Here is a 25,651-nt window from a genome sequence, read left to right on the forward strand (position 1 = left end):
AAAGTACAGGCACTTCATAGAAACGTTCATTTTGGTAACGACAGAAATGTCTACGTTTTCATTCAAAGGGAGAGTTCGCAGTCGACCCGTTAAGAGAGATGCGTTTATGGGTATCTATAGATAGCAGAGAAACGACGGCGTTGCGGCGAAAAAAACTTACTGAAAAGAGGGTAATGCACATGGCACAACATATCAAGGGAATTGGCGCTTCTGCAGGGATCGCGATTGCAAAGGCGTTCGTGATGGAAACACCTGTCTTTGACATTCCAAACAATAAAATCGAGGATTCAGCGGCTGAAAAAGAACGGTTCCAGGCAGCGATCGCTCAATCAAAAGGTGAACTCGAAATCATCCGTGAGAACACATTAAAAGAACTCGGTGCAGACAAAGCAGAAATCTTCTCCGCTCACTTGTTGATCCTTGAAGATCCTGAAATCGTCAGCCAAGTCAACGCAAAAATCGACGAGGACAAAACGAACGCAGCGCAAGCACTCGACGAAGTCGCACAAATGATGGTGACAATCTTTGAATCGATGGACAACGAGTACATGCGCGAACGTGCAGCTGACGTCCGTGACGTAACAAAACGGACAATGGCACATCTTCTCGGTATTACATTCGTCACACCTGCACAAATCAACGAAGAAGTCATCATCATCGCAGAAGACTTAACACCATCAGACACTGCCCAACTCAACCGGAAGTACGCAAAAGGTTTTGCGACGAACATCGGTGGACGGACGTCGCACTCGGCGATCATGTCACGTTCTCTTGAAATTCCAGCAGTCGTCGGGACAAAAGTCGTCTTGACTGAAGTCAAACACGGTGATTTCTTGATTCTTGACGGAGCGGAAGGCGATGTCATCGTCAACCCTTCAAGCGAACAAATCGCAGAGTACGAAGAAAAACGCTCCGCATATATCGCTCAAAAAGAAGAATGGAAAAAACTCAAAAACGAAAAAACAGTTACAGCAGACGGTCATCACGTCGAGCTTGCAGCGAACATCGGAACACCAAACGATGTCAAAGGTGTGCTTGAGAACGGTGCGGAAGCAGTCGGTCTCTACCGGACGGAGTTCCTCTACATGGATGCGGAAACGTTCCCGACGGAAGATGAGCAATTCACAGCATACAAAACAGTTCTCGAGTCGATGGGCGATAAAAAAGTTGTCATCCGGACACTTGATATCGGTGGAGATAAAGAACTTTCATACCTCGATCTCCCACACGAAATGAACCCGTTCCTTGGTTACCGTGCAATTCGTCTTTGCCTGGACCAAACAGACTTGTTCCGGACACAACTTCGTGCGTTGCTTCGCGCAAGTGCATACGGCAAACTTGCTGTCATGTTCCCGATGATCGCGACACTCGAAGAATTCCGTGATGCAAAAGCGTTACTTCTTGAAGAAAAAGCGAACCTTCAAAGTGAAGGTGTAACGGTTTCTGACGACATCGAAGTCGGAATGATGGTCGAAATTCCAGCGACAGCAGTCATGGCGAAACAATTCGCGAAAGAAGTCGACTTCTTCTCTGTCGGAACAAACGACTTGATTCAATACACGATGGCGGCAGACCGGATGAACGAAAAAGTTTCGTATCTCTACCAACCGTTCAACCCTGCCATCTTGAACCTCTTAAACAACGTCATCACAGAAGCACACAAAGCCGGTAAATGGGTCGGTATGTGTGGTGAAATGGCTGGAGAAGAACTCGCACTTCCAATCCTCCTCGGACTCGGACTCGACGAATTCTCAATGTCTGCTTCTTCTGTCCTTCGCGCACGTAGCTTGATGACGCGCCTGAACAAAACAGAGTGTGAAGCAATCGTTGATCAAGTCCTCGACATGGATACAGCCGAAGACGTCGTTAACTTCCTCAGCACGACATTCGATATTAAAAAATAAGGTTTTTCGGACACGTCCCATCTCGGGGCGTGTTTTTTGTCGTCTCAAAAGGAATTACTGCTTCTAGTTAGTAGTGTCCAACACAAATAAGGGACGGATTTTAAAATCCGTCCCACAGCGTGTAGACAAATGCTTATGAAGCGTGAACATGTTAGATCGATAGGTAATCCGTTCGCGCTTCTCTGTCTCGTCTTCAAAGCGGCAATCTTCCGCGCCGCTACAGCAAAGCTGCAGGGTCGCGACCGATTACTTTTCGCGGTTCTAAGCGATTCGAGACGGATTGCACTCTATACCGTCTGCATGCCAGGCTTTCCGTCACGATGTTACCTAAAAAGTGTCACGTTTCGTTGACTCCTACGGGGAAAAGTGCGTTTTTAACGCACTTTTAGAGGCAGGCAAGACCCTGCTCATTGGCCGCTAGGACCAAGGAGCAACGGCTTGCGCCTCGCCCGAGGAAAGCAACGAAAAAAGACGCTTTTATCTCCCGATAGAATTTTACCTACAGTCTGAAGGACGGATTTTAAAATCCGTCCTGATGTTTTCGTTTCAATGAAATCATTTGATGCACGAGGCTCCTGCAGGAAAAACCGCAGATGTAAACTGCGCTGTCAGAGACACAAGCCTGAGGAAAGCGAGTACATCTCCAAATGATTTCTTTTGAGTCAAATTTTGTTCTTTAACCCTCTTTTTATGCTTGTTTCGTTTGTGGTCGATCGCCTTGTTCTTCTTTTAAGATTGGCCGTTCATTACCCATGAAGAACACGAAGATGACACCCAGTATCGCCGGAATCAACGCCCACATATAAACAGAGGAAATCGAATCTGCAAGTGCTGTTTTAATCGCTGTCGCCACTTCCGGTGGCATCTTCGCAAATGCTGCTGCTGTCGGGAACTGTCCACCGTCCGGTGCGCTGCCGCCAGGTAATTGTTCACTAACAGATGACGTAAACGTCCGTGATTGAACGATTCCGAGAATCGTTACACCGAGTGTCATCCCGATTGTCCGGAACGTCGAACCCATCGATGTCGCCGCACCACGACGTTTCATCTCGATGCCATTGATGCTTGCAAGATTCAATAAAGAGAAACTGAAGCCGACACCAAAACCTAAGATGATCATATAGATTGTAACGGCAGTCCGTGTCGTCTCAAGTGACATCGTACTTAATAAATAAACACCAAGAACAAAGAACACGGCCGAGAGCATCATGACATTTCGGAACCCGTATTTATTCGGGAGACGTCCTCCGAGTTGCGCCGAAACTACTGAAGCAATCAACATCGGCATCAAGATCAGACCCGAGTTTGTCGCACTGCCGCCAAAGACACCTTGGACGAAAATCGGAATGAAGACACTTGCGGAGATGAAGACGAATCCATAAAAGAATGCGACCCCTTGCGTCGCTGCGAACAGGCGACGACTGAACAGACTGAACGTAATGACCGGATCAGCCGCCCGGCGTTCAATCAGACCAAAGAGAATGAACAATGCGAGTGATGCGCCAAATAATCCAAGAATTTGTGGTGAACTCCACGCGTACTCTTTCCCACCGAGTTCAAGCCCGAGCAGGAACGTGACTAATCCAGCGACCAATGTCGCGGCACCCGCATAATCAATTTTTTGAGTCCGGTGAATCGGTGATTCTTTATAGAATAGAGAAACGAGCGCCAATGCAATTAAACCAAGTGGAATGTTGATATAAAACACCCAGCGCCAGTTAATTGCGTCCGTCAAAACGGCTCCAAGCAATGGTCCGAAAATACTTGAAATCCCGAAGACTGCTCCGAACAAGCCACTGACTTTCCCTCGTTTTTCTGGTGGGAAAATATCAAAGATGATCGTAAAGGCAATCGGCATCAAGGCACCGCCACCTAGTCCTTGAACAGCACGATAAATCGATAACTCTGTAATCGAATCTGCGACACCACAGAGGATACTCCCTGCGATGAAGAGCAACATACCGAATAAGAAAAATCGTTTCCGCCCATACATGTCACTTAACTTACCGAAAATTGGCATCCCCGCGACCGTCGCGATCATATAAGCGGACGTGACCCAGGCATATTGATCAAAACCATTCAGTTCACTGACAATCGTCGGCATTGCTGTTGCAACAATCGTATTGTCCATCGCCGCTACTAAAATCCCGATCAATAATCCAAGCACGACATAATTTGTCTTTGTCTTTGTTTCTGTTGTAGTCGAAGCCATCGACTCACCTCTTTCTTAAAATATAGCTAATCTTCATAATAGCTTACTCATTGTATCATCATATGTGCAAATTCTCATTGCTGAATGTTTTGGACTACAAAAAAATCGTATCCGACAATTTCGTCGAATACGATTTCGAAGTCCCATTATTTTTTAAATGACGTCATTTAATCTCATACGTGACTTTCTCTCCTGCTTCAACCGTCCGGCCAATATCAACCGTTACTTTCCGGTCACCACTGTTCGTGACAATGATCGGTGTTAAGAGTGACGGTACAAGTGGGCGAATTTGTTCGAGATCGACGTTCAGCAGTGGTGTTCCTGGCTCAACTCGATCTCCCGCTTTCGCGAGTGCTTCAAAACCTTTTCCTTCGAGTGAAACCGTATCGATTCCGATGTGAATTAAAATCTCATCACCATTATCGGCCAGGATTCCAATCGCGTGTTTCGTTGGGAAGAAGGTCGTGATTTCACCGGACACTGGAGAAACAACATAACCTTCAGTTGGTTCGATTGCATAACCATCCCCCATCATCCGGCCAGAGAAGACTTGATCTGGTACATCATCAAGCGAACGGATCGTTCCGCTAAGTGGTGAGACGTATCCGTCACTTGGTACATACTCTCCACCTGATCCTGCTAAGTCTTCCCGTTCTTCCCCACGTGACTCAGCTCCAGTCGGAACTTGCGGAATCGGGTCAGCTTCTGGTTTTTCAGGTGGTTGATAATTTGGATCATTCATGATTTCTGCCATTTCCGTCTTGATACCATCTGATTTCGGACCGAAGATGGCTTGGACGTTATCGCCGACTTCTAATACACCGGCTGCTCCAAGTTCTTTCAGACGATCCTTGTTGACACCCGATTTATCATTAACGGTAATCCGCAGACGTGTGATACACGCATCGAGGTGTTTGATATTCGATGGTCCACCAAACGCTTGCAGAATCTCATATGGGAGCTCACCAGCCGTCGCACCAGCTGTTGCCGCCCCTTCCTTAATTGCTTCACGTCCTGGAATTTTTAAATCAAACTTCGTGATAACAAAACGGAATCCGAAGTAATAAATGACGGCGAAGACTAAACCAACCGGTATAACGAGCCACCAGGCGGTCCTGTTCGGTAAGATGCCGAATAAGGTGTAGTCAATCAATCCACCTGAGAAGGTCATCCCGATTTTAACGTTCAAGATGTCCATGATCATAAATGACAATCCTGCAAAAACAGCGTGGACTGCAAACAATAACGGTGCCACGAACACGAATGAAAACTCGACTGGTTCTGTGATCCCTGTCAGGAACGATGTCAAAGCAGCAGAGAAGTAGAGTCCTTCAACTGCTTTACGACGATCTTTCGCAACCGTATGATACATCGCGAGACACGCTGCCGGAAGTCCGAACATCATGAACGGATATTTTCCGGTCATATACGTCCCGGCCGTGAACGGAACACCATCTTTTAACTGAGCGAAGAAAATTCGCTGGTCCCCGTTGACGATCGTTCCGGCTTTATCCGTATACTCACCAAATTGGAACCAAAAACTTGAATACCAAATATGGTGAAGGCCGAATGGAATGAGTGACCGTTCGACTAATCCAAAGATGAAGGCTGATAACGTTTCATTTGACTCGATGATTGTTTTCGAAAACGTGTTAATCCCACTCCCGATCGGCGGCCAGATGAAGGACAGTGCAAAACCAGCGACTAAACTGAATAGCGCTGTTGCAATCGGTACGAACCGTTTACCGGCGAAGAATCCAAGAAAGTCCGGTAGTTTGATTTTAAAGAATTTATTATAGCTATATGCGGCAATTAACCCCGCTATGATCCCTCCGAATACCCCCATTTGTAAGGTCGGTATCCCTAATACGGTTGCGTACGATAAGTCACTTGATTGTTGCGCTTCCGAAACTTTTTCCGGTGTGATTTGTAGGAATGAACTGATAACCTTGTTCATAATCAAGAATCCGACGATTGCAGCAAGCCCTGCGACACCTTCACCATTCGCAAGACCAATCGCAACCCCGACGGCAAACAGTAATCCTAAGTTCGCAAAGATGATATCCCCTGCGTCTTGCATGACACGCCAGATGACGACGAGCGAATCATTTTCGAGAAAAGGCAGATACTGCGTCAGGTTCGGGTTTTGAAACGCCGTACCAAACGCCAGTAGAAGCCCCGCTGCCGGCAAGATGGCAACTGGTAACATCAATGCTTTACCAATCCGTTGCAACACTCCGAATACATTTTTCCACATCAGTGATTTCCCTCCTTTTTTTGACCAGACTATTTAGTTCATACCCTGAATCTTTCTTTCGCAAAACTAATCACAACAATTATTTGAAACACAAAAAAATGAGCCTCCCGATTTCGGAAGACTCACTTTACTTAAAAACTTAAACTGATTTTTCTTGTTTACGTGAATTGATGACGGCTTGGATCTCAGATTTGATGTTATCTGATTTTGGTCCGTAGATCGCTTGAACGTTGTTACCCACTTCAAGGACACCAGCGGCTCCAAGTTTTTTCAATTCGTTTTTGTCGACTTTTGATTTATCGAGAACTTCAACACGAAGACGTGTGATACATGCGTCAAGGTGTTTGATGTTTGATTCAGAACCGAGTGCGTCAAGGATGCCTGCTGCGAGTTCAGAACCTTGAGCCAATGACGTTTCTTGTACTTCATCTTCACGACCTGGTGTTTTCAAGTTGAACTTGCGGATCGCGAAACGGAATCCGAAGTAGTAAATGACTGCAAGTACAAGACCGACGACGATGACGAGCCACCACTGCGTACGTCCCGGAAGGACACCGAAGAGAAGGAAGTCAATCAATCCACCAGAGAATGTCATCCCGATTTTAACGTTCAAGAGTTGCATTGTCATGAATGAAAGACCTGCGAAAACTGCGTGTACTGCGAACAGGATTGGCGCAACGAATAAGAATGCGAATTCGATTGGCTCTGTGATACCTGTTAAGAATGCTGTAAGTGCTGCTGATCCAAGAAGACCACCAACGACTGCGCGACGCTCTGGGCGTGCTTCATGGTACATTGCAAGTGCTGCTGCTGGAAGACCGAACATCATGAACGGGAATTTACCAGTCATGAACGTACCAGCTGTTAATGTCACGTTATCTTTCAACTGTGCGAAGAAAATCGCTTGGTCACCACGGACAAGATCTCCTGCTTTGTTCGTGTACGAACCGAATTCGAACCAGAACGGTGCGTAGAAGATATGGTGAAGACCGAATGGAATCAATGAACGTTCAATGAGACCGAAGACGAATGCTGCAAGCGTCGGGTTTTTCTCCATCATAAAGTGAGAGAATGTGTTCAACCCGTCCTGAGCGAACGGCCATACGAAAACAAGAATTAAACCTGCGAACAATGAAATGACTGCTGTAACGATTGGAACGAAACGTTTACCTGCGAAGAATCCAAGGAACTGCGGCAATTCAAGATTATGATACTTACCGTAAGCCCAAGCTGCGAGTAAACCGATGATGATACCACCGAAGACACCTGTTTGAAGTGTCGGAATACCAAGTACGTTGGCGTAGCCTTGACCGTTAGCAACCATTTCTGGTGTAACGCCGAGCCAAACGCTCATTGTTTTGTTCATGATCAAGAATCCGACGATGGCTGCGAGTCCGGCTGCGCCGTCTCCTGCTAACCCAATCGCGACACCGACCGCGAATAAGAGTGCTAAGTTACCGAAGATGATGTCCCCGGCTGCTTCCATCAATTTTGCAACCTTGATGATTGCATCATTTTTTAAGAACTCGAGTTTTGACGTCAAGTTCGGATTTTGCATCGCGTTACCGAATCCAAGTAAGATCCCGGCAGCTGGCAAAATCGCAACAGGAAGCATTAACGCTTTACCGACACGTTGAAGAACAGCGAAAATCTGTTTGAACATGTGTGTTTCCTCCTCTTAATCTAAAATCTAGGAATAATGAATAATACCAATGACAGGTTGAAAAAAGTCAGACATCCGACCGATTTTTACAGAAAAAAATCAGGCACGAGCGGATTGTAGAACAAAATACACTTATCCCGCGAAATGAATCTAACGGAAATAAACCATTTTGTCCGACTTCCCACTCATGCCTGATCGTATCAGTAACACGTAGTCCGTGCGGTCATTTACCTAAATCGTACTGCACTAAGCGTTGCAAATGCATCGTAAGATACGTCGCCTCACCGCGCGGTACCGCTTTCTTCAACTGACGTTCCATGATGGACATCAGCTCCCAAGCAGTATCATAGCACAGGGGATATTCTTCACGCAATAGCTTTTCTACTTTTTCTGGCGCCTCTAGGTACTCCCCATTGGAAACCCTTTCAATCGCTGAGCGGAGATGGCGAATTAAACGCTTATAATCCAACGATTTTCGATCGATTTTAATTTCTAGCCGTTGCTCGATATGACTCGCAATTAATCCGACGAGTTGATGATGACGATTGACTTCGAGCACATCCTTAAAGTTCGTCGCCGAATGAATATGGAGTGCGATGAATCCTGTTTCTGCCGGCGGAAGATAAAAATTCATTTCGGCACTGATAAATTCGACGATTTCCTCAGCCAGCGCATATTCTTCCGGATACAAAGCTTCTGTTTCCGCTAAGAAGGGATTCGTGACCTCCATCCCTTGTTCGAGTCGCTTGAACGTAAACGTCAAATGATCCGTCAATCCGATATGGATATGTTCATCAACACGCTTTCCGAACCGTGTTTCAATCATCGAGACGATATCATTCATCAAGGCGACGAAATTTTCATCCAAGTGCCCGACGAGTGCTTTATATTGGTCTTGCTCTTCTTTATCCTTCAAGGTATAGACTTTTTCTAATTTTTCGAGATCTGTCAGTTGATCGCCCGGCTTCCGTCCGAAGCCAATCCCTTTTGCGAGGATAATGACTTCCTGATTTGCACCAGTCGAACAAATGACGACATTATTATTCAAGACCTTGATAACGTGGTACATTTGTTTATCCATTCGCTCTCAACCCTATCTGCTCTTACACATTTTTTAAAGACACTGTTTTCATTATAACGTGTTTCCACGCACTAAAAAAGCCTACTTACTCAAGTAGGCTTTAAAACATTTGGTAACCACTTTTACGCAGGAACCGAATTGACATTCCGGCAATGATGATACCGGCAAGTCCTGCTGCAAACATCGTAACGTCCGCTGTCTGCAAACCCATGATTCGGTCACCTAACGCTGGAATCGCTTTTTTCGCATTCGTAAAATATTCAAGCGTCGACTGATTATCAATCATCATGATGATGATGACCGGATATAAGACGAGCATAATCCATGTGCTACGTAACAACATGTTTAAGATAAAACCAATACTAAAGAACATGACGAGATAAAGTACACTCCCGATCACGGCTTGGATAATATGCATAATGTTCCCCCTTTAAATCTCTTCGTCTAGTATAACCGACAAAAAAGGCAAATGCACGAGTGTACATTTGCCTAAAAGGTGAACTTAGAATTTACCTTTTTTGATCGCAAGACCAATTTTCTTCAGTTCAAGGAAATGTTTGTTGTCGATGACTTTTTTCATGAATGATGCGTTACGGCCATAAATCTTCTTACCGAAGACCATACCGATTCCATCTTTATGACCAAGTGATGCGACGGTTCCTTTATTTTCGTATGTGAACGTCGATGTTTCACGTCCACCGATGAGTGCTGAAATGTTTTCAGCGACTTTATGCGCTTGTTGTGTCGCGATTTGTGCTGTCGGCGGGTATGGACGGTTTGAACTTGGGTCCATGACCGCTGAACAGTCACCAATCATGAAGACATTGTCATGTCCAGGGACACGAAGATCTTCCTCGACGACAACACGGTTACGCATTGCTTCGAAACCTGAAGCTGCGACGACCGGGTTCCCGCTGACGCCACCTGTCCAGATGATTGTGTTCGCTTCGATTGTTTCTGTCGTATCACCTTGGAGTGGACCAAACGTAACCGTTCCAGGACCACATTCCTTGATGCCGTTACCGAGTTTGAACTCGATCCCTTGGCGCTCAAGCCATTTGTGTGCGTAGTTGACGAGATCCGCATCAAAACCAGGAAGGACAGTCGGAGCTGCCTCGATATTGACGACACGAACGAGTTCGCGTGGGATGTCGTATTGTTTACAAAGCTCTGGAATCCGGTTAACGAGCTCACCCATGAACTCGATTCCTGTAAATCCAGCTCCACCGACGACGATCGTCAGAAGTGAACGATCCGCTGAACCAGTCGTTTTGTACTCTGCGAATGAATAGTCGATGTGTTCTTTGATTTTCCGGACACTGTTCAATGAGCTGATCGTTAGAGCGTTCTCTTTCAATCCTTTGATTCCGAAAGTCTCTGGAACGCCACCAAGTGCAACGACGACGTAATCGTAAGGAACAGCTCCACCGTCTTGAAGTTTCACTGTGTTGCTTGCCGTATCGACTTTTTCAACAATCCCTTTAACGAGTTTGACGCGTGAAGGATTGATGACATCATTGATGTAGATGCGTGCTTGTTCTGCTGACATCGTACCTGCCGCAGGTTCATGTAACCAAGTAGTTTGGTAATGATAGTCGTGTTTGTTGATCAATGTGATGTTGGCTTGATCGACGCCAAGTTTCTTTTGAAGGTTGACTGCTGTGATCAATCCACCGTAGCCGGCTCCAAGAATAACAATGTTAGGTGTGTTCATGTTCTGATACTCCTTACGAATGGTAGTTTTGTTGTGATTTTCTTCACATTCAATTACAAATAAATGCTCAGAAACTTTGTTCAAATAATGTTCACATGTCTATAAGCCTATTGAAACACTTTTTCTGACGGATTGCAAAAGAAAATTATAGATTTCCTAAAAAAATGTGAGATTTCCCGTACTTGCAACACCCGCCCCTCCTACCTATATAATAGGAGTATCCAACTATAGGAGGGAATCAGATGTACCAACCATATGATGTCACGATTATCGGGGGCGGTCCAGTCGGATTGTTCACCGCGTTTTATTCAGGGATGCGTCAGATGAAGACGAAAGTCATCGAAAGTCTCCCCCAACTCGGTGGGCAACTGGCGACGCTTTATCCTGAGAAATATATATATGATATTGCCGGCTTCCCGAAAGTCAAAGCTCAGGATTTAGTCGATCGTTTGCTTGAACAAGCAAATGAATTCGACCCGACGTATGTCCTCGGCGAAACGGTCGTCGCCTACGAGCGCCTCGAAGACGGAATCATCCGCCTCGTGACGAACAAAGGAGAACACTTCACGAAGACCGTCATCTTGACGGCAGGTAACGGCTCGTTCGCTGCCCGCCCACTTGGCGTTGCTGATGCCGAACGGTTCGAAACGAGTAACTTGCACTATTTCGTCAATGAAATGGATCGCTTCAAAGATCGTCAAGTCGTCTTACTCGGTGGTGGCGATTCCGCTGTCGACTGGTCATTGATGCTTGAGCCGATCGCGAAATCCGTCACGCTCGTTCACCGTCGCGATAAGTTCCGCGCACATGAACATTCAGTCGAACTGCTCCACAACTCATCCGTCAATGTCATGACACCGTACACGCTCGAATCCGTTACCGGTGAAGACAGTATCGAAACTTTGACGTTCAAACATGCGGAAACGGAAGAAGTTATCGTCGTCGGTGCAGATGACGTCGTCTGCAACTTCGGTTTCGTTTCGTCGCTCGGCCCGTTAAAAGAATGGGAAGTCGAGTTCGAACGGAATTCGATTCGTGTCAATTCAAAAATGGAGACGGCGATCCCCGGCATCTTTGCCTGTGGTGATATCGCGACGTACGACGGTCGTGTCAAATTGATTGCGACCGGCTTCGGGGAAGCACCGATTGCTGTCAATCAAGCGAAACTGCTCGTCGACCCGTCCGCCCGTCATCCACAACACTCGACAAGCCTGTTCGAAAAAGTAAAAAATCATTAATAGACATGAAGAAGAAGCATTGCCTCGGTGTAAATCGGAGCAACGCTTCTTTTTTGCGGTTCTTAAAAAAATCTGTGCTCTTCTTTACGAAGCAGCAATCGGTAAAGCAACTCGGTATACATATTCCTCTAGCTCTTTCCCGCCGCGTTCAATCACACATTCGGAAACACGGACACCCCCGAGCCGTTCATAAAAATGGCAGGCTGGATTATCCGCGAGCACGGCAATGATGAGTGACGTCACCCCCTGTTCCTCCAACTGACGGACGACGCGGTTGACTAAAGCGCGACCGATTCCGCGACCTTGATACGAACGTAGCAAATAGATTGCTGATAATTCACCTTCCGTCGATGCTGTTTGACGTTGCTTTCCGTGGGCAAAACCAATCAAATCTTTTGCGTCGGCAGCAACAAAAACAAGTCCGTCGACTAACAAGTCGCGCCATTTAGCGGCACGCTTTTCTGTCGACAACTGATCGAGATAGTCGTCCGGCATGATGCCGCGGTAGGTCTCTTGCCACGCTGAAACATGGACGTTCGCGATTGCTTCAGCGTCGTCTACTGTCGCTTGGCGTATCTGCATAACTATCCTCCCTCACATTAAAAATCATCCTAATCAGAGTAGGATGATTAGAATGATGTTAATACAGCGAAATGTTGAATCGTCGTACACGTGTCCCGTCTTCTTTCAAAAATGGCTCCAGTTCTTCTCCACCGTTCGCCTCAATCACACGACCGGACGCGATGTTGTCTGCACTACACGTAATCAAGACCGACTCTAGTCCACGTTCTTTTGCGACTTCAAGTGCTTGACGCAGACCTTCTGTCGCGTAACCACGCTTCCGAGCGCTCGGCCGAATCCCGTAGCCAATATGACCGCCGATTTGTCGCAACTGATCGTTCAAGTCATGACGGAAGTTCACGGCACCGACGATTCGTTCCCCATCGTAAAACCAATACGTCGAATGTGTCACCCAGTTTTCCGGGGCCGTCAAAACCTCTTGTTCCTGCTCATCTAAGAACTCAGCGAGCGGTAAAAACGTTTTGCTGACGACACTTGGAACAATCGGTTCCCCGGATTGTTCCCATTCTGCCAAAAAGTCTAAATACTCCGCTTCGAGATGGACGGACGGTTTTACTAACGTAATCATTTGTGATTTCGTACCTCCTCTTCAATGAGTCGATCGAGCCAATCGTCGACGTGTTGGAATAAATAGCCGGCTTTTTTCGCTGCTGACGTATCCATATAAAAATCACGTTCCGGCGCCAGTGGTGATTCATCGTCGCCCGTCGTCGCGAACGTTGATTCCGTTCCCGCAACACGGTCAATCTTATCCATCACATCTTGAATCGATAACACGCCGTCACTCGCCGCATTCAGTGGTCCTGTCATCGTCGAACGACCACACCATTCGAGGAACGAGGCCGCTTCATAGCTTGAGATATATCCCATCTTCGCATAGAGGTTTTCAGCAACCACCGGCGTCCCTGCGAGCGCACGTTTCACATGGAAGACAAGGCGTTCCGTGTAATCATCCGGTCCTAAGACGACCGGGAAACGAACGGCGATGACAGGAAATGTCGCCCGTTGAAAGAAATAACTTTCCGCTTGGCGCTTTCCTTCCCCGTAATCATGTTCCTGTTCCAACTCATATTTCCCGGGAAACGGGTTGTACTCTCGCTCTGAAAGATTTGCCCCGCCCCCATCGTAGACGGACATCGTCGACGTTAAGATATAGCGCCCGACCTTACCTTCGAACGCATCGACGGCAAGTTTTGCCTGGTACGGATTAAAACAAATATTGTCATAGATGATATCCCAGTTTTGACCCCCCAAGTCTTTCATCGTACTGCTTGACGTCCGGTCCCCTTTAAAGAATGTCAAGCCCTTCGCGACAGGTGGCGTATGTTCCCCCCGTGTGACGAGCGTCACATCATCGCCGGCGTCAGCGAGTCGTAATGCCAGGCGTCTTCCAAAATAACGTGTCCCACCAAAAATCAACACTTTTCGCATCGATAGTCCTCCTTCATCATGACGTACTCATTCCGTTGCCTTACTGTCTTCTCTACCCGATTCTTAAAATCCTGTATCGCACGAAAAAACAAAAAAACGCGGACTCTGAGGTCCACGTTGTGAGTTAGCAACCACCGGGTGTCCCGGCGTTCGTCGCTGTTCTAAATGATGTCCCGCAGCCGCATGTCGCGATTGCATTCGGATTCGTGATTGTGAATCCGCCACCGAGCATCGATTGTTTATAGTCAATTTCTAATCCTTTGACGACCGGATAGTCTTTTTCATTGACGATGACATTGACACCATGTTGCTCAAATGTCAGGTCCGTCTCCTTTTGGCTATCGAAACCCATTCCGTAGGAGAGACCACTGCATCCGCCACCTTGAACGAGCATGCGGAGATTTCTTTCATCGTCCGGCGCTTGTTGCATCATCTCTTTGACTTGAAGAGCAGCTGCTTCTGTTAATTGGATCATGTAATCACCTTCCCTTTTTCTATAGTATACGCAACTTTACGTAGATTCGAAACCTAGTTGCTTGAAACTATCTTGAATTCGTTGTATAAATGAATTGTATCAAAAAAATTAAATCGTTCCATCTTCAGGGCAGGGTGAAATTCCCGACCGGCGGTAAACAGACTTTTGTCTGAAGCCCGCGAGCGAATAGGGCGCTATTTGCTGATTCTGTGTGACTCAGGAGCCGACAGTATAGTCTGGATGGGAGAAGATGGCGGCATGTATATAGACTTATTCCGATTTTGCACATTTCGGATAGGCTTATTTCATTGCGGACTTCTCCCCTGTTGAATCTTATTCAACGGGGGTTTATTTTGGACGCAAGCATGCCAATACTTCATCGAGAGGAACGAAAAAAAGGAGATTTTACTCGTATGAAACGCACTCAAAAAATGGTTACACTCTCAATGTTAGGTTCAATTTCGTTTGTTCTTATGTTACTCAATTTCCCACTACCCTTTTTACCGAACTATTTAAAAATCGACTTCAGTGACGTTCCGGCGTTGATCGCTGCTATCATGTTCTCACCGGTAGCGGGTGTAATCGTCGAAGCATTGAAGAACGTGCTCTATTATATCTTCCGTGGAAGCGGTGTCCCGGTCGGCGAACTCGCAAACTTCGCAGCTGGTGTTGCTTTCATTCTTCCTGTCAGCTGGTTCTACCATAAAAAGAAATCAACACAAGGTCTTGCGACTGGTTTAGTCGCAGGAACGATTACAATGGCACTTGGACTCGCGATTCTCAACTATGTGTTGATTCTTCCCGCATATGCTTGGTTCTTCGGGATGGACTACATGCTTGATCCGGCGGTCAAATGGACAACGATCATCGCGGGTATCTTACCGTTCAACATCGTTAAGGCACTCTTCATTTCAGCACTCTTCATCCCGCTGTTCTTGAAACTAAAACCTTGGATCAACCGTCGCCAACAAACTGCATAAGTCCTAGGCCGCGCCCGCCGACCGACAAAAAACCCCCACTTCGTTTGAGGTGGGGGTTTTTTTTAGAGTTCATTTTCTTCAATTTTAGCGTAGATGTTTTCTAACAGTTCTTCCGGTGTCTCTCCGATGACGGTTTCGCCGTCAACGAGACAAAAATGATCAAGCGAACAGATGCCACAATAGCCTAGACAACCATACTCGACGACATCGACATTCGGGTCGCGTTCGAGTTGTGACATGACGACTTGTGTACCTGCCGCTAAGTTACTGATACAAAATTCAATAATGGGATTCACTTTTTTTCCTCCTTTAAGCAGGAATTTACCTTCCTCTTGTCGTATTATACAAGGTCAGACTGATTTAGGGGAACTAAGGGGGATTTTAAGTTATGAAGCAACTAGTCGTTTTAGGTGGCGGATATGGCGGAATGCGAATTTGTGAACGCTTCAAGGATGAAGAGGTCGCAGTGACGCTTGTGGATCGATTACCGTATCACGCACTAAAGACCGAGTATTACGCTCTTGCAGCAGGTACATTATCCGATCGTGATGTCCGGATTGAATTTCCGGAGGGGAAACATCTCACATATAAATATGGACATGTCGTCAACATTTCGCCGGAGACGAATTCCGTATTCTTACAAGACGGAACAGAACTTTTTTATGACGATCTCATCATCGCATTAGGTTGCGAAGATAAATACCATAACATACCGGGTGCTCAAGAGTTTACTTATAGCATTCAAACACTCGAAGAGTCACGCAAAACGCATCAAGCGATTTGTGGACTGTCACCCGGCGCGACGGTCTCAATCGTCGGTGCCGGTCTCTCGGGTGTTGAACTGGCAAGTGAACTCCACGAAAGCCGGAAGGACTTGAAGATTCGTTTATTCGATCGTGGTCCTTCTGTCTTATCGTTCTTATCTGATAAAGTATCCTCTTACGTCCAGGAATGGTTCGAGGAGCATGACGTCGATGTCATCAACAATTCGAACGTCACCCTCGTCACAGCAGATGACGTCCGCAACGGTGAGGACGTCTATCCGACGAACTTAACGATTTGGACAGCCGGAACGCAACCCGTCAAAGTCGTCCGCGATCTTGGCTTTGAAGCAGATAGTGGTGGACGGATTAAACTGGCGCCGCATCATCACGTGCCGGAATACGATAACTTGTTCGTCATCGGCGATTGCGCGAGCCTCCCGTATGCACCAAGCGGACAGCTCGCAGAGCATCAAGCCGACCAAGTCGTTGATGTCCTTGAAGCAAAATGGGCAGGAAAAAAACTTCCGAAATTACCGGAAATCAAATTACGCGGCATGCTCGGGTCACTCGGGAAATCAGATGGATTCGGTATCGTCATGGGCAAGCAGGCCCTGACCGGAAAAGTACCACGCCTCTTAAAGTCAGGTGTCTTATGGAAACATAAAAAGATTAAATAAGCACGTCCAAAATCCCCAAAGTCCATTTAGGTCTTTGGGGATTTTTAAACGTTAATGAAGTTTACTTGGCAGCCTGATCCAATTTCAGATCAATCGCACGTGTGACTTTTTTCAGTTGAACATACCCTTCGTCAATCATTTCGCCATCGAGTAAGACGAGTGGGTAAAAATATTCGTCGTCTTTTAAAGCATCCACCCAACTGTCGTCTGTCGTTGCCTGTTCAAAATCGACATAAACAAATGTTAACGCCGTCTCATATTTCCGTCCAAGCACGGCCTGTAACCAGCTGAACGTCTCTTCCGAACTCGGTGCCCCGACACAGCTCGGACACGTCACAGCTGCCCCATATACCTTGATTTCCATCAGATATCCCCCTTCTTCCGTTTACTCTTTCTCAGTATACAAGTTTTCCAGATTGAGAACATTTTTCAACCCTGTTACAATGAATTTATAAGAAAGGATGTGTTTCCGCATGGAAATGTTTGATCAAGTGAATGAAGTCCTCGAAAAATTGCGTCCGTTCCTTCTTCGTGATGGAGGAGACGTTGAGCTCGTAGATGTTGAAGATGGTATCGTAAAACTTCGTTTGATGGGAGCTTGCGGTAGTTGCCCAAGTTCGACAATCACATTGAAGGCTGGTATCGAACGTGCCCTACTTGAAGAAGTAGCTGGCGTCGTTGAAGTAGAACAAGTCTTCTAATTCTAAAAAAATCCCCGATGACATCCGTCGTCGGGGATTTTTATGTTTACAGAATCCACTCGGCAAGCGAATCGACCATGTACGTCGGCTGAACATCCTGCCCTTGAATGAAGACGGGCGTATGGACACCCGAGTTGACGTGCATCGTCCGAATCCCACCATTGATTCCGAATAAAATATCCGTATGGTAGTTGTCACCAACCATGATGACATCTTCCTTCGCAAGACCAATCATTTCAGCAGCGATGTTGACCATGACCGGTTCCGGTTTTCCGATGTAGAATGGTTCTTTTTCTGTCGTCACACGTAAAACCGACGTTAAGGCACCGTTTCCTGGTAAGAAGCCGCGTTCTGTCGGAATCGCGATATCGCCATTCGTCGAGATGAAGCGTGCCCCTGCCCGAATCGCCAGTGCACCGATGGCTAACTTCTCATACGTGATTTGACGATCGAGTCCGATGACGACATAATCGGCATGCTCGTCGGCGACGACTTGAAGTCCTTGTTGTTCTAAGGCATCAATTAGTCCGTGTTCACCGATCGCATAGACGTTTGCACCGGGATCGAGTTCCGCGATGTAGCGACCTGTCGCCATCGCACTCGTTAAGACATGTCCTGCGTCGGAATGAACGCCCATGCCGCGTAATTTTTCAGCGACAGCCTCTGCTGTCATCGATGCATTGTTCGTAACGAACAGATATGGTACACCTTCTGCTTGCAAGCGATTGACAAAATCAACTGCTTCTTGAACGGGTTCTGTTCCGTTATACATCGTGCCGTCTAAATCGAATAAATAACCTTTCGCTTTCATCCTGACTCACTCCTCGTTTGGTAAAAATGCCGAGACGGGTCCGAGTTCTGTCTCTAAGTATTGACGGACCGCGGACGGAAATCGACGAAGCTCTATTTCTTCCTCGCCTAAGACTGTCCGAATCTCTGCTGTACTCGACTTCGTAAACTCACGGACGATTGGTGTCCGCAGTGCGACGATTCGTTTTAAGCTCGTCGCGAGTTCAGCGTCAATCACCCGCTCGTCTTCTAAAATCAATACGATATCTTCATAACTTCCCGGATCACGCATGATGAAACCATCAATCATACTATTTCCGATATCAATGATACTTTCGATGACTAAAAACCCGATCCGTTCCAACGCTAAAGCTGTCGTCACCGCATCCCCCGTTAACTCTTTGCTTTGACGAAGCGCTGTCTCGAAACAAATCACCGTTTGTTCAATCTTTTCCCGATTCACGAAATACATCTAGCATTCCCCCTCACATCCTCCATTTTAGACCTATCGGCGGTCCATGAAAAGCAGAAACGCCATTTGCATCACATTGCTCAATGTGTTATCCTCAATTTAGATTTTTACCCAAAATAGTATGTCACATTAAGTGACTTGGAGGTTATTTATACATGGAACGGGAACTTGCATTAGAAATCGTCCGCGCAACAGAGGCTGCTGCCCTCGCATCTGCACAATGGATTGGTCGTGGGAAAAAGAACGAGGCGGATGATGCCGCAACGACAGCGATGCGTGAAGTCTTGAATACGGTCAACATGACAGGAACCGTCGTCATCGGCGAAGGTGAACTCGATGAAGCGCCGATGCTGTTCATCGGCGAACAACTCGGAACAACGAATGGTCCAATCGTCGACATCGCGGTCGATCCACTCGAAGGCACGAACATCGTCGCAAAAGGACTCGGTAATGCGATGGTCGTCATCGCTGTCGCTGATCAAGGCGCACTCTTGCATGCTCCTGACATGTACATGGATAAATTGACGGTCGGCCCGAACTTAAAAGGACATGTCTCCCTCGACGACCCACTCGAAGTCATCATTGAAAAGGCAGCTGAACTGAACAATAAACGGATTGAAGACGTCACGGTCATCATGCAGGATCGTCCCCGTCACGACCACTTCCGTGAAGCCGCTATGCGTATGGGCGCCCGTGTTCGGTTATTCGAGGACGGCGATGTTTCTGCCGGAATCGCCCCCCTTTCACCGGCAACAGGCATCGACATCTTCATCGGAACGGGCGGTGCACCGGAAGGCGTCATCACCGCTGCTGCTGTCAAAGCCATGGGTGGCGACATGCAGGCACGCTTACACCCGATGGATGACGAAGAGACGGCCCGTGTCATTCGGATGGGACTTGCTGATCCGTTACAATTGTTGACGCTCGACGACTTAATCAAGAGTGACGATTGTATCTTCGCGGCAACAGGTGTCACGACCGGTGAAATGCTCGACGGCGTTAAGTTCATCACAGACGACATCGTGGAAACGACGTCGCTCGTCATGCGCTCAAAAACACGGACCATCCGTAAAGTCATCGCGGAACATAGTCTGTCACGTAAACCGTACTTGCAAAATGTTCCCCAAACCCTTTAATCTGAAAAGAGACTAGGAAATGAGGGACTTTACACGTCATGATGGAAGAACTCGATTTTTTATATGATGATGTCGAACAGACGAAAACACGGTTTATTTGTTGGATTGGTGAAACGAGTCGGTTCGATTTAGCAATCACGCACTCGGAACATTTTTTCGGAAAGATTTTAGTGCTGAATTTACTGTCGAACCGCTTCGCAATCATCGGTGCCGATGATTTTGACGAACCGGGTTATATCGCGCATGCCTTCGACCTCGAAAAAGACGCAGCTGATGAACTCGAACGGTATTTAAGTGAATACATCGGTCTCACATGAAAAAAGCAGCTCCATCCGTGAAGGATGGAGCTGCTTTTTAAGCACTTTAGATGAGACGGTCATTGCGTTCATTCAGTGTATTCGGTCCACTAAAGACGTTCGTATTGTCTGATTCATCATGGGCTCTGCGCTCTGAATGCTGATCTGCCTCGTCCCCGACGAGCAAGACGAATTGATGGTCTTCGACTGCTTTGTTTGCACGGTCGACATCTTCTTTGTTCAAGCCACTCGCTTCCAATACACCGGTATGTGACGTCGAAGCGGATTCTTTCTTTTTGAAGATGTCTTTGATTTCATGCCATAGATTCATATGCTCTTCTTGTGACAGTTTCGTTGACGTCTGGTGATTATGCAAATCTGCCATGTCTTCGATTTGATCTAAATCATAGCGGTCATGGGCAACGACTTTCAAGTCCGTTGAAATGACTCCGGCGACACGCAAATCATGAACAGCACTAACGATTTCTGGCACAGTTTTATAAATCCCGACGATTCTCATGGATGGTTCCCCCTATAGGTACGTGATACTTATAGTAATAGCCGAAATCAGCCCATCAGAAACACTTTTAAATATGTCTTTTTGATTACTGTGCTTCTTCAGTCGGAGAAAACTTACGTTTGAGCTTCAACGTATTGGCCGAAGATCCGTCGAAGCGAGGTGGTGCTTCTTCTCCTTCTACCGGTTCCATCCGCTTGACGATGAAATAGGCACAGCCGAAATTACAGTATTCATATAAATAATCCGCAACATGCGAAATCTTCGTATCAAATGTCGCCTTGATATGATCGTCATTATAGAAGCCACGTAGTCGAAGTTGACCGTGCCCCCAATCTCCAACGATGTAATCATATTTTTCGAGGACATCACTAAACCGTCCAATGAACGCTTCTTCATTGAAACCTTCACGCTTTTCTTCAACGATTTCATATCGTTCGCGATTGACTTGTATCATTTTTTTCCACCCCCTGCTCCTATTATCATAGCATATTCAATTCTGAAAACGAATCTCCGCGCAGACAAAAAACCGTCCCCTGCAACTACTGAGACGGTTTCAGATACTCAATCGATTGGTAAAGCGGCTTTATTCTTTTTCGCTGCGTTGACCTGTTCATCCGCATGGTACGATGACCGGACGAGTGGACCTGCTTCACAGTGGGAGAAGCCTTTGCCAAGCGCGATTTCTTTTAGTTCAGCAAATTCTTGTGGCGTATAGTATTTGATGACAGTCAGGTGCTTTTTCGTCGGTTGAAGGTACTGACCGATTGTCATGATATCAACGTCATTCGCACGGAGATCATCCATCGTCTGTAAAATTTCTTCCCACGTTTCACCAAGCCCTAACATCAAACTGGACTTCGTCGGGATTTCAGGAGCAAGCTCTTTCGAACGACGAAGGAATTCGAGTGTCCGGTCATATGTTGCTTTCGCGCGGACCGTCGGTGTCAGGCGGCGAACTGTTTCAATGTTATGGTTCATGATGTCCGGTTTTGCATCAATCAAGGTTTGAAGCGCCTCAAAGTTTCCGCCCATGTCTGACGGCAAGACCTCGATGGATGTTTCCGGATTCATCCGGCGCACTTCACGCACTGTTTCGGCGTAAACTCCTGCCCCAAAGTCATTCAAGTCGTCACGCGCTACTGCTGTGATGACCGCATGTTTCAAGTTCATCAGACGGACCGATTCCGCGACGCGTTTCGGTTCTTCTAAATCAAGTTCATTCGGACGTCCTGTCGTGACGGCACAAAAACGGCAGGCCCGTGTACAGATACTCCCAAGGATCATAAACGTTGCTGTCCGGCGAACGGCCCAGCACTCGTGGATGTTCGGACACTTCGCTTCCTCACAGACCGTATGTAGCTTTTTTTCACGCATCATACTTTTAAGCTCTGTGTAGGTTTCGTTTGTGTTCAACTTGATTTTTAACCATTCCGGTTTCCGTTGAATCTCTCCTCTAGCCATAAATACACTTCCCCCTTCATCCCCAAAAAAAGTCATTTATTTTCTGTTTTAGTATACCAAACAATTATCGTTTAGGGGCATGCAATTCAGTGAATTCTGACTTCTCCGATAGCCGGTTAAATAGCAAATCTCGTAAAAGCTCCGGCATGAAATACTGTTTCGGCATGTCTTTGATCGCTGGGAAGAGGGGTCCAAACGTAAACATGTCCGGCATCGCGACCGTGTAGTGCGCCGACTCGTCCAATGTGGCTAAAACGGAGTCACGGCCTGCGTAATGCATTTTCCCCATCAATTTCCCGCGAAAACCGAGTCCACGGACTTTTAACTGCTCAAACTGATCGGTTGCGACTTCTTCCATGAACGTCATCAGTTGTCGTCCCGTCATCGTGACGTTACACGGATTGATGGGGTGCGGACATAACCGGTGCAAGTCGAAAGAAGAGACGGGACCAGGGGATAGCGAACCAAGCAACATACCAGCCGGGACACAAGCGATATCCGCCTCGCACCAGTCCAGCATCGTGTCTGCTAACAGTTGGGAGAACGGTGACGGACTAAACCAGTCATTCGCTAGACCTGATGTCCTGCCAATCGGTTCCTTCATCACTTTTTCAGCCGCATATTGTTCGCGGTCGAGTAGTACGGAACTCGCTTCATCCGCCATATAGTCGTGGAGCGGATGCAAGACGGCTTCTTTTTCACCGGTATCCGTGTTGAGATAAATCTCACCTGCGTATTGACCGTGCTTACCGGCTTGAGCAATCAAGACACCATTCTTGACGACACCATCGTCTAAGACATGATGCGTGTGCGCTCCGATGATTAAATCGAGTTCCGGGAACCGTTCTGCTAGTTCCTCATCCTGATAAAATCCGAGATGACTCAGACAAATCAGGACATCAACCTGCCCGCGAAGTGCTTTGATTTCACGCGCCGCTGCTTCGAACGGGTCTTCGATCGTCCAACCGAGCAACTCATATAATTCATAATAAGGTGCCGTCAGACCAAAGATTCCGACGTTACCGGTCGGAAGTTCCTGAATCATGCCTGACTTCGCGAACGGTGCCGTCATATTCGAGACGAGCACAGGAAACGTCGCTTCTGTATAGAGTGCCGCCAGCCAGTCATGCGGGAACGTGATTCCTTCATTGTTTCCGATTGTCACGGCAGTCGGTGCTAGCTCGTTTAAGAGATGGGTATTGATTTTTCCTTGTGTCGCTTCCGTCGCCGGTGCGACGCGATCCGCATGATCCCCTAAATCAAAGACAAGGGAGTCGTACGTCCGGTGTTCCTTGATAAACGACATATAGCGCGGCCACATATCAAAGTGTGAATGAAGATCATTATAATGGATGACGTGTAACTTCACGCTCAAAGCCTCCTCTAAAATTAAAACAACGAGATTTGCCGGGGAGCGAGTTCATAATCGAGATTAAGAATCTCAATCAGACGTTTCGCATTCGGCGCGGCATCGCCTGCTGAATTGTTATTAAAGAAAACATACACGTCTTTCGCTTGTCCTGCAAGCGTCCGGACATGTTCTGCTAATTCTTGTAACTCTTCTTCCGAGTATCGGTACAAACAACGGACCTTTCGCCAATCGTCACTGCTTTGTCCCGGCTTTTTCAGCCAGCCGTTTTTGTTCCGACCATGCAAGCGGACGAACGCTGTTTCTTGCGTGACGACAGGAACAAACGGGACGGAACCGTCTTCTGTCTGCGGCTCATCACAAATCGTATGAATGAACTGATGCTCTGCTAAAAAGCGAAGTGTCCGTTCCCGATATTCGTCGGAGTACCACGACGGATTTCTGAATTCGATCGCAACTGGGAGTCCCGCAAGCGATTTACGAACAGTTTGCAAGTATTCAAGGTGAACTTTACTAACGTCGAACCAAGGTGGCAGTTGGACGAGAATCGCCGCAATCTTCCCGCTCTTTCGCATCGGCTCAATTGACGCGATATATTGTTCGAAAATCGGACCGAGCGGATCTTTGTTGTCCCGATCGTGCCCGCTCATCGCCCGGTGTACTTTGACGATGAAGCGAAAGGCGTCCGGTGTTTCTGCGACCCATTTTTGATAGTTTCGTTCCGGTTGAATCGCATAAAACGTCGAATCAACCTCGACTGCCGGAAAATGTCCCGCGTAGGCAGCCAGTTTTTCTTTTCGGTCTTGCGGTGTCGGATAGAGGCTACCATGATCACCCCAACCGGTTACGCCGACATAAATCATCCGCTTATCCCTCCTTAAAAATTATATTATAATCTGTATCTTTTCCCACCTACTATTATTCCTTAAAATCTAGGTGATAATCAGGAAAAACATAAAAAAACCCATAACAACCTTATGCAGACTACAGCCAAAAACTATATTCTGAAAGTATAAATTACGGGTTATTTTATATTTGCTAGACAGTTTGTCAAATTAAGTGTAGTACTTCTTCTGAGATGATTTCGTGCAGTTTTCCAATTGAGACACTCTTCTGCCCTTGTTTCAAGCGAGCACTTGAGTAAGTTCAGAACGACTGACCTTAACGAAATCCGTCTCCTTCGGGAAAAATTCATTGAGAAGACCATTGGCCTTCTTATTACTCCCACGTTGCCTAGAAGAATACGGATCCGCGAAAGTACATCGGTACAGCGAGATAGAAACGGCTCTTTCTCTAGATTAACGTTATGATACAGACCTTGGATTTTCCTCTGGCTGAGACGCCCCCAATTCCCGGGCGTTTTGAACCATTTGGCATTGGACGGACGTTTAGTCCGACGTTGAAGTATCCACTCGTCTCATATGATTTCTGACGTTTTCCCTTTTTACGAAGGAGTACAGAACGGACTCGACGAGACCCGTATAAATCCAGCGATAGATCGTCTTGAACGAGAGCCCTTCTTGGAATAAACGTCCGACACTCTATTTGGGAAACCATGTATCTCTTAACTTTTCGAGAATGCGGACTCCTCTTTCTAGCGTGAACTTTGTCCGCGCACCGCACTTCTTCTTTTGCTCAGCATAATTCTGGTCGGCACGGGAAGCACCGTTGTGAAGGTTATGTCTCAATTCTCGTGAAATCGTAGAAGGTTGATGCCCAAGACATCCTGCAATCTTTCGGATGGAAAAACCTAACTCGAGATACGTCTTTATTTTGACTCTTTCTAATGTAGTAAGATGAACATAGCTCATAACGAATCCTTCGTTGATTTTTTGTGGTAATTCTATTCTACACAAGGTCGTTATTTTTCTACATTTCCTCTTAGATGCTGCCTCTAATATTACAATTCGTAATTAATAGAAAAAGTAT

At 46.7% G+C, this 25,651-nt stretch carries 26 protein-coding genes, 1 pseudogene and 1 riboswitch; of the genes and pseudogenes, 7 read left to right on the forward strand and 20 right to left on the reverse strand.

Annotated features, from left to right (window positions below; translation table 11 throughout):
* Positions 1-179 precede the first annotated feature (179 nt).
* On the forward strand, positions 180-1,904 hold the full coding sequence (ptsP, locus tag P403_RS0104280) for a phosphoenolpyruvate--protein phosphotransferase (RefSeq protein WP_029331237.1): 1,725 nt from the start codon (positions 180-182) through the stop codon (positions 1,902-1,904).
* 688 nt (positions 1,905-2,592) lie between these two features.
* Here the strand turns inward: ptsP and P403_RS0104285 are convergent.
* The 6 genes from P403_RS0104285 to P403_RS0104310 form a co-directional block, all read right to left on the reverse strand.
* A complete protein-coding gene (locus P403_RS0104285) occupies positions 2,593-4,116 on the reverse strand; it encodes an MDR family MFS transporter (protein ID WP_029331238.1) in 1,524 nt (507 codons plus the stop codon).
* 163 nt (positions 4,117-4,279) lie between these two features.
* Positions 4,280-6,373 carry a glucose-specific PTS transporter subunit IIBC gene (ptsG, locus tag P403_RS0104290; RefSeq protein ID WP_029331239.1) on the reverse strand — a complete coding sequence of 698 codons (2,094 nt, stop codon included), beginning with the start codon at positions 6,371-6,373 and terminating at the stop codon, positions 4,280-4,282.
* Positions 6,374-6,512: 139 nt separating this feature from the next.
* Positions 6,513-8,036 (reverse strand): glucose-specific PTS transporter subunit IIBC, encoded by a 1,524-nt coding sequence (ptsG, locus tag P403_RS0104295; RefSeq protein WP_029331240.1) that lies wholly within the window; start codon positions 8,034-8,036, stop codon positions 6,513-6,515.
* 223 nt (positions 8,037-8,259) lie between these two features.
* On the reverse strand, positions 8,260-9,117 hold the full coding sequence (glcT, locus tag P403_RS0104300) for a glucose PTS transporter transcription antiterminator GlcT (RefSeq protein ID WP_029331241.1): 858 nt from the start codon (positions 9,115-9,117) through the stop codon (positions 8,260-8,262).
* A gap of 100 nt (positions 9,118-9,217) precedes the next feature.
* A complete protein-coding gene (locus P403_RS0104305) occupies positions 9,218-9,535 on the reverse strand; it encodes a YuiB family protein (protein WP_029331243.1) in 318 nt (105 codons plus the stop codon).
* Positions 9,536-9,619: 84 nt separating this feature from the next.
* Positions 9,620-10,831: an NAD(P)/FAD-dependent oxidoreductase gene (locus tag P403_RS0104310; protein ID WP_029331245.1), complete on the reverse strand. Its 1,212-nt coding sequence runs from the start codon at positions 10,829-10,831 to the stop codon at positions 9,620-9,622.
* Between the two features lie 242 nt (positions 10,832-11,073).
* On the opposite strand from P403_RS0104310, the gene P403_RS0104315 reads away from it, so the two are divergent.
* Positions 11,074-12,069, forward strand: coding sequence for an NAD(P)/FAD-dependent oxidoreductase (locus P403_RS0104315; protein WP_029331247.1), 996 nt, complete (start codon positions 11,074-11,076; stop codon positions 12,067-12,069).
* Positions 12,070-12,153: 84 nt separating this feature from the next.
* On the opposite strand, the gene P403_RS0104320 is transcribed toward P403_RS0104315, so the two are convergent.
* The 4 genes from P403_RS0104320 to P403_RS0104335 form a co-directional block, all read right to left on the reverse strand.
* Positions 12,154-12,651: a GNAT family N-acetyltransferase gene (locus tag P403_RS0104320; RefSeq protein WP_029331248.1), complete on the reverse strand. Its 498-nt coding sequence runs from the start codon at positions 12,649-12,651 to the stop codon at positions 12,154-12,156.
* A 58-nt stretch (positions 12,652-12,709) separates the two neighbouring features.
* The gene (locus P403_RS0104325) at positions 12,710-13,219 is read right to left on the reverse strand and encodes a GNAT family N-acetyltransferase (RefSeq protein ID WP_029331249.1); all 510 of its coding nucleotides are present in this window, start codon (positions 13,217-13,219) and stop codon (positions 12,710-12,712) included.
* Positions 13,216-14,082 carry an NAD-dependent epimerase/dehydratase family protein gene (locus tag P403_RS0104330; protein WP_029331251.1) on the reverse strand — a complete coding sequence of 289 codons (867 nt, stop codon included), beginning with the start codon at positions 14,080-14,082 and terminating at the stop codon, positions 13,216-13,218. Before P403_RS0104330 ends, P403_RS0104325 begins: the two co-directional genes overlap by 4 nt.
* A gap of 124 nt (positions 14,083-14,206) precedes the next feature.
* Complete coding sequence (locus tag P403_RS0104335) at positions 14,207-14,557, reverse strand: HesB/IscA family protein (protein WP_029331252.1); 351 nt, start codon at positions 14,555-14,557, stop codon at positions 14,207-14,209.
* Between the two features lie 116 nt (positions 14,558-14,673).
* Positions 14,674-14,813, forward strand: a riboswitch (FMN riboswitch).
* Positions 14,814-14,970: 157 nt separating this feature from the next.
* On the opposite strand from P403_RS0104335, the gene P403_RS0104340 reads away from it, so the two are divergent.
* Positions 14,971-15,537: an ECF transporter S component gene (locus P403_RS0104340; RefSeq protein WP_029331253.1), complete on the forward strand. Its 567-nt coding sequence runs from the start codon at positions 14,971-14,973 to the stop codon at positions 15,535-15,537.
* 62 nt (positions 15,538-15,599) lie between these two features.
* Here the strand turns inward: P403_RS0104340 and P403_RS0104345 are convergent, their stop codons facing one another.
* Entirely contained in the window at positions 15,600-15,833 is a 234-nt protein-coding gene (locus tag P403_RS0104345; RefSeq protein ID WP_029331254.1) for a YuzB family protein, read from the reverse strand.
* A 92-nt stretch (positions 15,834-15,925) separates the two neighbouring features.
* Here P403_RS0104345 and P403_RS0104350 point away from each other — a divergent pair, with 92 nt between their 5' ends.
* Positions 15,926-16,978, forward strand: a complete 1,053-nt coding sequence (locus tag P403_RS0104350; RefSeq protein WP_029331255.1) for an NAD(P)/FAD-dependent oxidoreductase — start codon at positions 15,926-15,928, stop codon at positions 16,976-16,978.
* Between the two features lie 61 nt (positions 16,979-17,039).
* On the opposite strand, the gene P403_RS0104355 is transcribed toward P403_RS0104350, so the two are convergent.
* Positions 17,040-17,342 carry a DUF1462 family protein gene (locus P403_RS0104355; protein ID WP_029331256.1) on the reverse strand — a complete coding sequence of 101 codons (303 nt, stop codon included), beginning with the start codon at positions 17,340-17,342 and terminating at the stop codon, positions 17,040-17,042.
* A gap of 109 nt (positions 17,343-17,451) precedes the next feature.
* Between P403_RS0104355 and P403_RS0104360 the strand changes: the two genes are divergently transcribed.
* Complete coding sequence (locus P403_RS0104360; protein ID WP_012371190.1) at positions 17,452-17,679, forward strand: NifU family protein; 228 nt, start codon at positions 17,452-17,454, stop codon at positions 17,677-17,679.
* Positions 17,680-17,725: 46 nt separating this feature from the next.
* On the opposite strand, the gene P403_RS0104365 is transcribed toward P403_RS0104360, so the two are convergent.
* A complete protein-coding gene (locus P403_RS0104365; RefSeq protein WP_029331258.1) occupies positions 17,726-18,490 on the reverse strand; it encodes a TIGR01457 family HAD-type hydrolase in 765 nt (254 codons plus the stop codon).
* A gap of 6 nt (positions 18,491-18,496) precedes the next feature.
* Complete coding sequence (locus tag P403_RS0104370; RefSeq protein ID WP_029331259.1) at positions 18,497-18,940, reverse strand: DUF86 domain-containing protein; 444 nt, start codon at positions 18,938-18,940, stop codon at positions 18,497-18,499.
* 155 nt (positions 18,941-19,095) lie between these two features.
* Here P403_RS0104370 and glpX point away from each other — a divergent pair, with 155 nt between their 5' ends.
* Both glpX and P403_RS0104380 read left to right on the forward strand, forming a co-directional pair.
* Positions 19,096-20,076 (forward strand): class II fructose-bisphosphatase, encoded by a 981-nt coding sequence (glpX, locus tag P403_RS0104375; RefSeq protein ID WP_029331260.1) that lies wholly within the window; start codon positions 19,096-19,098, stop codon positions 20,074-20,076.
* A gap of 38 nt (positions 20,077-20,114) precedes the next feature.
* Entirely contained in the window at positions 20,115-20,393 is a 279-nt protein-coding gene (locus P403_RS0104380) for a DUF3055 domain-containing protein (protein ID WP_034800882.1), read from the forward strand.
* A 46-nt stretch (positions 20,394-20,439) separates the two neighbouring features.
* Here the strand turns inward: P403_RS0104380 and P403_RS0104385 are convergent, their stop codons facing one another.
* The 6 genes and pseudogenes from P403_RS0104385 to P403_RS17000 form a co-directional block, all read right to left on the reverse strand.
* The gene (locus tag P403_RS0104385; RefSeq protein WP_029331263.1) at positions 20,440-20,892 is read right to left on the reverse strand and encodes a general stress protein; all 453 of its coding nucleotides are present in this window, start codon (positions 20,890-20,892) and stop codon (positions 20,440-20,442) included.
* Between the two features lie 85 nt (positions 20,893-20,977).
* Positions 20,978-21,346, reverse strand: a complete 369-nt coding sequence (locus tag P403_RS0104390; RefSeq protein WP_029331264.1) for a YutD family protein — start codon at positions 21,344-21,346, stop codon at positions 20,978-20,980.
* Positions 21,347-21,453: 107 nt separating this feature from the next.
* On the reverse strand, positions 21,454-22,353 hold the full coding sequence (gene lipA, locus P403_RS0104395) for a lipoyl synthase (protein WP_029331265.1): 900 nt from the start codon (positions 22,351-22,353) through the stop codon (positions 21,454-21,456).
* Between the two features lie 64 nt (positions 22,354-22,417).
* Positions 22,418-23,722: a bifunctional metallophosphatase/5'-nucleotidase gene (locus tag P403_RS0104400; RefSeq protein WP_051667306.1), complete on the reverse strand. Its 1,305-nt coding sequence runs from the start codon at positions 23,720-23,722 to the stop codon at positions 22,418-22,420.
* Between the two features lie 20 nt (positions 23,723-23,742).
* The gene (locus P403_RS0104405; protein WP_029331268.1) at positions 23,743-24,585 is read right to left on the reverse strand and encodes a DUF72 domain-containing protein; all 843 of its coding nucleotides are present in this window, start codon (positions 24,583-24,585) and stop codon (positions 23,743-23,745) included.
* A 187-nt stretch (positions 24,586-24,772) separates the two neighbouring features.
* A pseudogene (locus tag P403_RS17000) lies at positions 24,773-25,533 on the reverse strand (transposase).
* Positions 25,534-25,651: the final 118 nt, after the last annotated feature.

Origin of the sequence: Exiguobacterium oxidotolerans JCM 12280, from assembly GCF_000702625.1 — a bacterium.
GTDB classification, from domain to species: Bacteria; Bacillota; Bacilli; order Exiguobacteriales; family Exiguobacteriaceae; genus Exiguobacterium_A; species Exiguobacterium_A oxidotolerans.